We start from the raw sequence: 11,199 nt of genomic DNA, 5'->3' as shown, positions 1-11,199 counted from the left end.
CATTTTTTAGATTAGCTGACCATGAAAAAAGATTCAGTAGACTTGCTGCATCCACAATTGAAAATATTTCTTTTGTTATCTGAAGACTGCGTTATTATTTTGGATGATGATTATTGCATTGCCGGTTTTAATGAGGCAACCAAAGCGCTATTGGGTTGGAACGAACAGGGACTGATCGGGAGACCCTTTGAATCCATTTATTGCGATCCAAGCACGCAAAGGCCGTTTCCTTTTTCCAAATATAACGCTATTCGTCGCGGTGAAAGTTTTAATTTTAATTATGTAATGCATCGTAATAAATTAAAACGGTACATGACCTGGAAATTTACCAATCAAAGCAATTGCGCACCATTTATTATTTTGGGAAAAGATAATACCGATAAAAAACGTTTGGCGTTACAAAATATTACGATATTTGATCAAATTAAAAAAATATCGGCTTGTGTGCCGGGTAACTTTTATTGGAAAAATAAAGAAGCGCAATATTTAGGTTGCAATCAAACCTTGTTGCGAACTCTGGGCTTTAAGTCAGTAAATGAAATTGTGGGCAAAACTGATTCGGATCTTTGGCCAGTGTATGCTGAGGAATTGCGCAAAAATGATGAAAAGGTAATCAAGAATAAAAATCCAATTCTGTTTGAGGAAACCGTCACTCTTAATGGTAAAACGATGTTTTTCACGGTCATCAAAATGCCTCTTCTCGATGATGAAGGGCATATTATTGGTATTTTAGGTAATTCTCTAGATATTACTGAACTAAAAAAAGCACAGGCCGATCTGAACATAGCAAAAGAGGCTGCTGAAGCGGCCAGCCATGCAAAAACGGAGTTTATCGCTAATATGAGCCATGATATTCGCACCCCATTAACCGGTGTTGTTGGCATGGCGAAATTGCTTGAAGATAATGTGCACGATGCTAATCAAAAGCAATATGCGCATTGGCTTGGTGAAAGTGGTAAACAACTATTGCATATGTTGAATGGAATCTTGGATGTGGTTTCGGCAGATAATGCGCATGAAGACGATTTGCACGAAGAATCGTTTAACTTGCACGAGGTGATTAATGACATTGTGCAACTTGAGCGTCCATCAACGTTGATTAAGGGGCTTGATTTAGTTACTTTTGTTGACGCAGCGATTCCGCCATTTTTAGTGAGCGATCAGACCAAAATTCATCGTATTTTATTAAATTTATTGGGTAATGCGATTAAATTTACGCAAGAGGGTCAGGTGGGAATCCACGTCAATCTTTTAGAAAAAAATGAGACGCATGTGCTCGTACAGTTTCGGATTACTGACACCGGTATTGGCATTCCTCAAGAGTTACAAGATAAAGTATTCGATCGTTTTTATCGCATCATTCCTTCCAATAAGGGAACCTATACCGGGCATGGGGTCGGTTTGCATATTGCCCAATCCTATGTTGAATTATTGGGCGGCGAGATTTTATTGAGTAGTGAACTGGGTGTGGGAACGACCTTTTATTTTGATCTGTCATTGGAAATTGGCTGCAGTCTGCAGCCGCTGTCCATACACATAACGGATGGATTAAACACCGAGGTGGCGCAACCCATTGAGACGTCTTTAGCAGAAAGTCATCGTGTAGAGCAACCTAAATTATTACTGGTTGAAGACAATAAAATCGCGCTGTATACGCTGGAAAATCTCATCAGTCAATCGCAGTGTCGTTTTTATCAGTGTCATGGATGGTGAGGCCGCTTTGCAATTAGCGCAAACCCAAGCCTTTGATTTAATTATTACCGATCTTGGTTTGCCAGGATTATCAGGTATTGATTTAACTCGTAAAATCCGTATGTTTGAAAAAGAAAAATGCAAGCCACCGATACCAATCATTGGCTTAACAGCGCATTCAGAAGAAAAAATAAAAAAGAAATTGCTTGCAGTCAGGAATGAATGAGGTCTACACCAAGCCGATGACTACCGATGTCTTAGCCCGCATTAAGAACACTTACTTCGCCGTAAACAATGATTGCACAACCGCCACTCAGCAAATAAATACTCTTGGCCCTGATTTGCCTCAGACTGAAGATGAATTATTTAAATTGGCAGACTTTACGGTGTTTGATGCCCAAAGTGCGTTGACAGGTATGGGCCGTGATATCAATTTACTCAAGAATATCTTAGTGTCGATTATAGAAAAAGAAACACCCTCTGATTTAGCCGCGTTACACCAGGCGCATTCTCGCGGTGATTGGCATATGGTGGAACAGTTGGCCCATCGCATGAAGAGTGGTTTTGTCTATTGTGGTGCAGAAAAATTAGTGCATGCCTGCCAATACTTAGAACGTTATCATAAAGCCGGCCATACTCGAGTGCTCGAACGCTTGTATCAACAATTGCTGGTCGTGATTGATGAGACAAATCAGCAAGTGAATGAATGGTTACGGCGAAAATAAACCAAAGACGTATTGAACGTAATTAATGCGATTGGCAAGAAATCCAAAGTAGCGAATGAGGCGATATCTTTGCTCTGGAGGATGTTGAATGAGGCTGAGCATTTGCTCAGCTTAAAATTCAGGAGCGAATTTTGCCTCTTCTTGGATTTTCTCAACGAGGTATTTTAATCTTTGGAGATGAAAAGAGTCTGGTTTATCAGAGTACTACATATGACCCCAGATTCGTTCAATCATACGAGGGGTGAAATGCTTCCTTTGCCCCGTAAGGTAAGCGTTAACATCAAAGCCGAAACCCAGTCCGTCAGCTTGCAGAGCCGTTCTTCTGTGGGCTGGATTTGATTGTATAGCATCACTATGGTTAGTTCTCGGTTCAATTCTTGGTTTTTTAGACGCGCGTGGTGAAAAAAATGTATATTCGTTTTGTTTCCGTTGTGCAAGCTCTAAGTCATACCGTCCTTCTATGGTGCTTCCCCCACAAGTCCTGTATTGGTTTTTTTTGAACGATTTTTCCATCAGGTTGCCCTTTTTCTCCACGTGGAAATAATATGAGTATTTTGTCAGCGCCTGGGCCTTTCTGTAATTCTTGCAGCGCTCGTTGGCAAATTTGAGTAGCTAAGCTCTTACAATCATTTGAATATTCTTCGGCGTTTCTGGTATCTTCTCGATCCAAATCAGCGGCGGTAGTCGGAAAAGCTCTTTTTTTCTTCGCCTTATGCAGTGCCTTACTTAAACCAGCTACTTTTGTTTCAATCTCTTCTTGCATAGCATTAAAATCTATCACATATTCTCCCTTAGATTGTTTTGGTCCTGTGGAGGCCGTGAATGGAGGTATTGTGTCCATTGGTTGAGCTAAGTAAGCAGGCTGAGGAGCTGAACTAGTTGGCATTATCTTCTCGCCAGTCTGGGAAATTTTTCCTTCTAGCCATTGCTGAACTTGCAAGCTAAATGGTTTGCCTTGGCTAGGATTTTCCCGGTATGATTGAGCTATCTTAACAGAAATCTTTTCACCGCCAATGAGAACATATCTTTTTAAACCCATAGTATGATAGCCGCGCTCCCCATTACTTATTTTTTTCAAGCGCGATTCAATCTCTGTGTCACTCAAGCTTCCAGGAAACTCCATAACTACTTCACTATCAGAAGGAATTGGATGCCCACCATTTGATGTTACTAACGTAGTTTGGCCATTTGCTGTTTCTTTGTGGTAAATATATGTTCTTTTGCCCATTGATTTCTCCATTATTATGAGGGCACATATTATGTATAGTGTGTTTTTTGGGATCAATAATGGGTTTGTTTTTAAGGTAGACAAGCAGTGCAGGAGAACAGACAAACCAATGCGGTCCAATTTTTATTACTTGTTTTGTCGTTCACGAAGGTGGATGACAAAACAAGTATGTAGTTTGAGGTTAATTGTTGGTGAATTGATTAATCGTTAGCGTTAAGCGGTTCACTAATTCATTAATCTCATCTTCGTTAATGATGAGTGGCGGGAGTAAACGCACCACGGTATCCGCAGTGACGTTAAATATGACGCCATTGGCAAGACCTAGAGGGCGCATATCGGTTGCTGGTCGGTCCAGTTCAATGCCAATCATAAATCCTTTGCCACGGATTGCCTTAACATGAGGATGCTCGCCTAGATTCTGGATTAATTTATCCATTAACAGGACACTATTTTTCGTTACCAGTTCGCAAATATTATCGCGTTCTATAACTTCTAATACGGTTAAGGCGGTTGCACAAGCCAGTGGATTGCCACCGAAGGTTGAGCCATGATTGCCTGGTTTAAATAAATCGTTCGCTCTTTTACTCATCATGCACGCGCCGATAGGAACGCCATTGGCAAGGCCTTTAGCCGTGGTTAGCACATCGGGTTGAATGCTGTAATGCATACATGAATAGAGTTTGCCCGTACGACCATTCCCGGTTTGGATTTCATCTAAAATCAGCATCCAATCGTGTTGTTCGCATAGTTTAGCTACGGCACGCAAGTAGCCCTCTTTAGCCGCATAAATACCGCCCTCACCTTGAATAGGCTCTAGCATCACGGCAACTACATCTTCCCGGTTTGCGGCAATAGTACGAATAGCCTCTAAATCGTTAAAGGGTGCACGAATAAAGCCAGGTACTAATGGTTCAAATCCTGCCTGTACTTTACGGCTTCCCGACGCGGTTAGGGTTGCCATAGTGCGGCCATGAAAGGCTTTTTCCATGACGATAACTGATGGTGTTTCTATCCCTTTTTTATGACCAAAAAGACGGGTTAATTTAATGGCTGCTTCATTGGCTTCTGCGCCTGAGTTGGCAAAGAACACTTGATCCATACCGGCCATTGTTGTGAGTTTTTCGGCGAGTAATTCTTGTTGTTTAATGTGAAACGTATTGGATGTATGTAATAGTCTTGCTGCTTGTTCTTGGATGGTTTTCGTCACATCAGGATGGGCATGGCCTAATCCACAAACAGCGATCCCGCTTAAGCCATCAAGGTATTCATTTCCCTGTTCGTCATATAACCAGACTCCTTTACCATGAGTGAAGGTTATGGGCATCGGATTATAACTTGTAATTAACGCCATCGTATTTTCCTTTTACAAAAAGCCCCCCATCCTCTGTGGGGTACTGTCACTAAGTTAAGTGATTTTATGCTGCAAATTTTTTCAGAGCCTGTCGTCCCCCCGTAGGCGGGGATCCATTCCTCACTGGCTANNNNGCTATAATGCCAATTCATGGATGGTTTCCCGCCTGCGCGGGAATGACAGATTTCCTTAACTTAATGGCAGTGCCTCTGTGGGTGAGGGGAGCAACCATGAATTATTCTTGTTATTTTAAATTACTGGCGACAAAATCCCAGTGTACCAAAGACCAAAAGGCGCTGATATAGTCAGGACGTGCATTACGGTAATCAATGTAATAAGCATGTTCCCACACATCGCAAGTTAATAAGGCGGTTAATCCTTCAGTCATTGGGGTGCCGGCATTACTGGTACTGATAATTTTTAAGGCGCCCGTACTATCTTGTACTAACCATGCCCAGCCGGAACCAAAGGTTGTTGCTGCTGCTTGGGTAAATTGTTCTTTAAATTCGTTAAAAGAGCCAAAATGGCTGTTAATCGCATCGGCTAATTTGCCAGTTGGCTCGCCGCCGCCATTTGGACTTAGGCAGTGCCAGTAAAAAGTATGGTTCCAAATTTGGGCTGCATTATTAAATATACCGCCTTTTGCCTGTTTAATGATTTCTTCAAGTGACATGGATGCAAATTCAGTGCCTGGGATTAATTTATTTAAATTATTCACATAGGCCTGATGATGTTTTCCATAGTGATACTCAATGGTTTCCTTAGAGATATGTGGTGCTAAAGCATCCATAGCATAAGGTAATGCGGGTAGTGTAAAGGTCATCGATAATCTCCTTGATTTATTTTGTCGTAAGTGTAGCAGGATGGATATGATATTCAATGCGATGAACTAAACATTTATTCAGCTTATTGACATTTCACTTATACAGAGCAGTTTTGCTGTAATTGGCACAATTTAAAGGAGTGCTAATATTTTCTTAAGCTTTAATGCTTATTATTGAGGCAATTAGGGCATTAATTGTGTATAATCTAATGCTTGGTAGTTGCTAAATTTTAGCACCATAATTTTATTGGCAGGCGCATTTATAAGTTGCGACCTTGGTGGCTTTTCGCCATAATGAGCGTTTTATTTATTATTAAAGGTACAAACGAGTGGATACTTTAGAAAAAATTAGGAAACAAATCGCAGAAAATGCCATTCTGCTGTATATGAAAGGTTCGCCTAAAATGCCCCAATGTGGTTTTTCTGCACGTGCGGTGCAGTGTATCGAATCATGTGGCGTGGATTTTGCTTACGTTGATGTTTTGGCTAATCCTGATATTCGCCAAACATTACCACAAGTTTCTGATTGGCCTACTTTTCCTCAACTTTATGTGAAAGGAGAGCTAATTGGTGGTTCAGATATTATTACGGAATTGTTTCAGCAAGGTGAATTAGAAACGATGTTGCGCGATGCAATTGCCGCGTAATTAGTTGATTGGCTCTATATAACAACAATAATAACACGCGCAGGATTTTGCCTGTGCTCTAATGGAGATCAAGAATGAGTGTATTAGTTGGACGTAAGGCTCCTGATTTTACCGTTGCAGCGGTGATGGGTAATGGTGAAATTGTTGATAAATTTAATTTGCATGAGCATTTGAAGGGTAAATATGGATTAGTATTTTTCTATCCTTTAGATTTTACCTTTGTCTGTCCTTCTGAACTGATAGCCTTAGATCATCGTATTGAAGAATTCAAAAGCCGTAATGTTGAAGTGGTTACCGTGTCTATTGATTCGCATTTTACGCATAATGCGTACCGCAATACGCCGGTAAATAAAGGGGGTATTGGTCCTGTTCGTTATACGATGGCGGCCGATATGACCCACAGTATTTGCCAGGCTTATGGTGTTGAGCATCCAGCTGCTGGTGTTGCCTTCCGTGGTGCCTTCATCATTGATACTAAAGGTATGGTTCGTTCACAGATTGTTAATGATTTGCCAATTGGTCGTAATATTGAAGAAATTTTAAGAACAATTGATGCGGTGCAGTTTTTTGAAGAAAAAGGCGAAGTTTGCCCTGCAAACTGGAATAAAGGTAAAGCCGGTATGAAAGCTTCTCCTGAAGGTGTTGCTGCATATTTATCTGAACATTCTGGCGATTTGTAAGTTGCTGAGGGTCTATTGACCTTTCTACTATCTTGGCCAAAATAGGTCGATTTTCTGTGCTCCGGTATGCACATACTCCATGTATGCGGCATTTCGGTGCGCGAAAATTAACCTGTTTTGGCTCAAGCGAGCGAAAACAGGTCTAATGGTTCACGTTGCGCTGTTTTGCATCATGCGCCATTTATTTGTCATATGACAAAACAAGTCCGCAGTTTTTTCGGCATCATAAATTGCTGAATGCGCCTCACGTACATCAAAGGCAATATCTGCTGATTGCGCTGCTTTTGCCAATACCGTTTGCCCAAAAATAAAGCCGCCCAATGTTGCCGTATCAAAGCAAGTAAAGGCATGAAATGGTGATTTCATTCCCGTTCTTTTTATCGCTTCTTTGACAAATAATAAGTCAAACCAGGCATTATGCCCTACCAAAACAGCACGTTGACAACGAGTTTTTTTGAGTGCGGCAAAAATAGGTTTAAATAGCCGCTCCAGTGCAATTTTCTCGTCTACTGCAAAGCGCAACGGTTGGAATGGATCAATATGATTAAACGCTAATGATTTTTGATCTAGTTCTGCACCAGGAAACGGCAAAATATGTTCAAAATGACTTTCGCTACGTTGTAGATTACCTTGTTCATCCATCGTTAAGATCACGATGCACATTTCTAATAAGGCATTTTTTTTGTGGATCAATACCCGCGGTTTCTACATCAACAACAACAGGTAAAAAACCACGGAATCGTTCTTTCATCTGCATACTTAATACACTATCACGCGGGGACATGAATGCTCCATTGAATGGTTTCACCGGCAGCTATGGGCACCACTTGAGCAGCGCCTAAAGGCAGGTAATTTGCTAGGATTTGCGGCGACTTAATTAATTCAATTTGTTCTTGATTGATGGGTAATTGGTAAAATTCTGCGCCAAAACGGCTCATAAAATGATTGAGTAAGGTTAATTTATTTAATTCATCAAATATTTGTGTATAAAGAGCTAAGGCAAAAGGAGCAGAATAAATTCCCGCACAGCCGCAGGCACTTTCTTTGCTGCGGATGCTGTGTGGTGCGCTGTCCGTGCCGGCGAAAAACTTGGGACTCGCACTGCATATGGCTTGTTGTAGCGCTTTTTGATCCTGCTCATGTTTGAGTATAGGCAAACAATAGTAGTGGGGTCTAAGACCGCCGGCGAGTAATTTATTGCGATTATATAAGAGGTGGTGTGGCGTAATCGTGGCGGCTACAGTTGCAGGAGCTGCGCTGACATATTCTACGGCGGCTTTAGTAGAAATATGTTCAAGAACAATGCGTAATTTAGGAAAATTGCGCACTAATGGTTTTAAATATTCCTCGATAAATAAGGCTTCACGCTCAAAAATATCACCATGAGTGACTTCTCCGTGAATTTGTAACACTAAATTATTATTTTGTAATACTTCCAGTAAAGGATAAAGCTCGCTTAATGATTTGGCGCCTGCTTCCGAATTTGTGGTAGCGCCTGCCGGATAAAGTTTGGCGCCCAAAATATAAGGGATGGCGGCCGCTTGTTCTAATTCGCCCGCACTGACTGAATTGTTGAGATAAAAAGTCATGTATGGATTAAAGGTGCAGTGCGGAGGCAGTGCCCTAATAATCCGTTCTCGATAGGCGGCAATTGAGGCTAAATTAGTCAGTGCTGGCTTGAGGTTGGGCATAACCAAGGCGCGTGCAAAATGCTGCGCACTTGCTGTTGCGGTATGTTGCAGCATGTCATTGTCTCTAAAATGGACATGCCAATCATCAGGTTTATTGATAATTAGTGATTGCATAATTAAAGATTCTTGAATCAGTGTCGATATCCAAGGATAACATGAATTAAGTCATGGGGATTATTAAAAATGGAATTCGGACCTAATCGATACACGTTTTTAAAACGTGTTGCAGCCAGTTACGTAATTTCTGTTAGTGCAACCTTCGCAATGGGGCATGTAAACTTCGCTCTTCCTTTAGGAGATCGTAGCTGGCATGTAAGTGGCAATCCAATTCGTTGTGGATTAGCACTTACCATACCTAATTATGGTGTGGGTTATTTTGAACAATATGCCGCCCAGCCACCGCATTTTATTTTACGTAAATGGGATGAAATACCACGAGCATTACCGGCGAAAATCATCGTAAGACCCCCAGCATGGAAACCAGCAGGCTCGGTTTTTTTCTTGGGAAATTTGATGATCAATCCTGGAGCCTATGGTATCTATTTAAAACGTGACTCCACTTTAAAATTAATGACTTACTTATCTCAGGGTTATGAGACCACCTTTAATTATCGCTCTGAATTAGGTCTGGGTGTTACCGTTGCCTTAACGCCAGTAGGATTCCAAAAGCCGTATTCACGTTATCAGCAATGTGTGGGGAATCTACTGCCATTTGGCTATGATCGCGTTAAAGAAAGCGTGTTTCATTTTGGACCAGACAGCCGTGAGTTAACCGATGAAGATAAGGCTCAACTACGTCGTATTGCTCAGTATGTTGCCGCGGACATGCAAATTAAAGTAATTCGTGTTGTTGGTTATGCCGATGAAAGTGGGCGTAAAGGGTATAACAATGCAATTTCTCAGGATCGAGCGCAAGTCGTGCAAAATTATTTAATTACTCTGGGGGTACCTGAGGAACAATTATCCGTAACTTGGTTTGGTGCCCTAAAACCAGTTGCTCGAAATGATACCGATGCTGGTCGCGCATTGAATAGGCGAGTTGTTATCAGTCTGATTAAAAAATAGCGCCCATGAATAAAAAATATATCTATTTGAAAAATATTACAATTTTTTTCATCTGTTCTCTTGATTTATTTTTATTCGCAGCCATACTCATGGTGTTGCATGCTTCGAACCAAAGCGACGAAAGCATGCTGCTGGTAACTTTTGAGCCGTAAGTTATCAATAAAAAGAATGCGAACCTAATAATAAAAAAAATAGATGGAGACTTAGCATGTTTAGTTTGAAAAAGACAACAGCAGCAGTACTCGCTTTAGGTAGTAGTGCGGTGTTTGCAGGTACAATGGGACCTGTTTGCACTCCTGGAAATGTAACCGTTCCTTGTGAGCGTACTGCATGGGACATTGGTGGACAAGCGATTGATTTACAAATCGTAAATAATAACGATTATAGCTTTACAAATAATTATCGTGATCACAGTCGTTGGAACTGGGGCTTTCAATTAGAAGGTTCTTACCATTTTAACACTGGTAATGATGTTAATATTAACTGGTATCACCTAGATACAGGTTATCACAACTTCGCTGCCACTGGCCTTTATAGCGGTTTAGATTCAACTGTTCTTGGTCGTGTGAGTCACAAGTGGGATGCGGTTAACGGCGAATTAGGTCAATTCGTTGATTTTAGTGCGAACAAAAAAATTCGTTTCCACGGTGGTTTCCAATTCGCACGTATTAAATCTGAGCGCGGTGTGGCTATATTCACATCAGATGTTGAAGATGTGAGTGCTTATCATAGTTCTCAATACAATGGTTTTGGTCCACGTACTGGTATCGACATGAACTATGTATTCACCGGTTATGGTTTTGGTGTTTATGCTAAAGCAGCGACCGCTCTGTTAGTTGGTACTGCCAAGAACAATGGTTCTGTAGATCGTTCTGTTATCAACACTGCGTTCCCATCAGCTCCTCTTGGCGTTGATTACACCTATGGTTCAAGAACTGCGATTGTTCCAGAACTAGAAGCTAAATTAGGTGCTAACTACACTTATGCAATGGCACAAGGTGATATTACTCTTGATGGTGGTTACATGTGGTTTAACTACTTTAATGCTGTTCATACTGCACATTCAGTTGGTGATTCAAGAACTAACGATTTTGGTGCTTCTGGCCCTTACGTTGGTTTGAAGTATGTTGGTAACGTTTAATTAGCAGTAATTTGCTTAATCTCCCACTTATCACCCCATTTCTTTCAAGTAAATGGGGTGATTTTAACCCTACCTTAAGTAGTCTTAAAATGCCGTTAAAACGGACTGCAGCTTGATTTTAGGTGCAGATGATAAAAAATTCAGGTGCTTGAAAAA

At 41.1% G+C, this 11,199-nt stretch carries 11 protein-coding genes and 1 pseudogene; 7 read left to right on the top strand and 5 right to left on the bottom strand.

All coding sequences use genetic code 11. From position 1 onward, the window contains the following. Positions 1-21: 21 nt before the first annotated feature. Genes LDG_RS02035 through LDG_RS18305 form a run of 3 tightly spaced genes read left to right on the top strand, consistent with a single transcriptional unit; the run spans position 22 to position 2,417 of the window. Positions 22-1,713, top strand: coding sequence for a PAS domain-containing sensor histidine kinase (locus tag LDG_RS02035; protein ID WP_050805503.1), 1,692 nt, complete (start codon positions 22-24; stop codon positions 1,711-1,713). Continuing rightward, positions 1,703-1,918 (top strand): response regulator, encoded by a 216-nt coding sequence (locus LDG_RS18310; RefSeq protein ID WP_006869445.1) that lies wholly within the window; start codon positions 1,703-1,705, stop codon positions 1,916-1,918. Before LDG_RS02035 ends, LDG_RS18310 begins: the two co-directional genes overlap by 11 nt. Continuing rightward, a complete protein-coding gene (locus LDG_RS18305) occupies positions 1,911-2,417 on the top strand; it encodes an Hpt domain-containing protein (RefSeq protein WP_083821358.1) in 507 nt (168 codons plus the stop codon). Before LDG_RS18310 ends, LDG_RS18305 begins: the two co-directional genes overlap by 8 nt. Positions 2,418-2,862: 445 nt before the next feature. On the opposite strand, the gene LDG_RS02030 is transcribed toward LDG_RS18305, so the two are convergent. The 3 genes from LDG_RS02030 to sodB form a co-directional block, all read right to left on the bottom strand. Next, complete coding sequence (locus LDG_RS02030; protein WP_148263482.1) at positions 2,863-3,657, bottom strand: hypothetical protein; 795 nt, start codon at positions 3,655-3,657, stop codon at positions 2,863-2,865. A gap of 169 nt (positions 3,658-3,826) precedes the next feature. After that, positions 3,827-4,996 carry an aspartate aminotransferase family protein gene (locus LDG_RS02025; RefSeq protein ID WP_006869441.1) on the bottom strand — a complete coding sequence of 390 codons (1,170 nt, stop codon included), beginning with the start codon at positions 4,994-4,996 and terminating at the stop codon, positions 3,827-3,829. A 244-nt stretch (positions 4,997-5,240) separates the two neighbouring features. After that, a complete protein-coding gene (gene sodB / locus LDG_RS02020; RefSeq protein WP_006869440.1) occupies positions 5,241-5,819 on the bottom strand; it encodes a superoxide dismutase [Fe] in 579 nt (192 codons plus the stop codon). A gap of 329 nt (positions 5,820-6,148) precedes the next feature. Between sodB and grxD the strand changes: the two genes are divergently transcribed. After that, positions 6,149-6,466 carry a Grx4 family monothiol glutaredoxin gene (gene grxD / locus LDG_RS02015; protein WP_006869439.1) on the top strand — a complete coding sequence of 106 codons (318 nt, stop codon included), beginning with the start codon at positions 6,149-6,151 and terminating at the stop codon, positions 6,464-6,466. 74 nt (positions 6,467-6,540) lie between these two features. Next, the gene (locus tag LDG_RS02010; RefSeq protein WP_006869438.1) at positions 6,541-7,146 is read left to right on the top strand and encodes a peroxiredoxin; all 606 of its coding nucleotides are present in this window, start codon (positions 6,541-6,543) and stop codon (positions 7,144-7,146) included. 150 nt (positions 7,147-7,296) lie between these two features. Here the strand turns inward: LDG_RS02010 and rnt are convergent. Continuing rightward, a pseudogene (gene rnt / locus LDG_RS02005) lies at positions 7,297-7,930 on the bottom strand (ribonuclease T). Continuing rightward, positions 7,917-8,951, bottom strand: coding sequence for a dihydroorotase (gene pyrC, locus LDG_RS02000; protein WP_006869435.1), 1,035 nt, complete (start codon positions 8,949-8,951; stop codon positions 7,917-7,919). The pseudogene rnt and the gene pyrC overlap by 14 nt, the downstream one beginning before the upstream one ends. A 69-nt stretch (positions 8,952-9,020) precedes the next feature. Here pyrC and LDG_RS01995 point away from each other — a divergent pair, with 69 nt between their 5' ends. Both LDG_RS01995 and LDG_RS01990 read left to right on the top strand, forming a co-directional pair. After that, the gene (locus LDG_RS01995) at positions 9,021-9,902 is read left to right on the top strand and encodes a flagellar protein MotY (RefSeq protein WP_040534157.1); all 882 of its coding nucleotides are present in this window, start codon (positions 9,021-9,023) and stop codon (positions 9,900-9,902) included. 208 nt (positions 9,903-10,110) lie between these two features. Then, positions 10,111-11,043, top strand: coding sequence for an Lpg1974 family pore-forming outer membrane protein (locus LDG_RS01990; RefSeq protein ID WP_006869432.1), 933 nt, complete (start codon positions 10,111-10,113; stop codon positions 11,041-11,043). The last annotated feature ends 156 nt before the right edge of the window (positions 11,044-11,199 follow it).

Origin of the sequence: Legionella drancourtii LLAP12, assembly GCF_000162755.2 — a bacterium.
Taxonomy (GTDB): Bacteria; Pseudomonadota; Gammaproteobacteria; order Legionellales; family Legionellaceae; genus Legionella; species Legionella drancourtii.
Note: the sequence above shows the minus strand (reverse complement) of the source record. Positions and strands in the feature narration are given on the sequence as shown.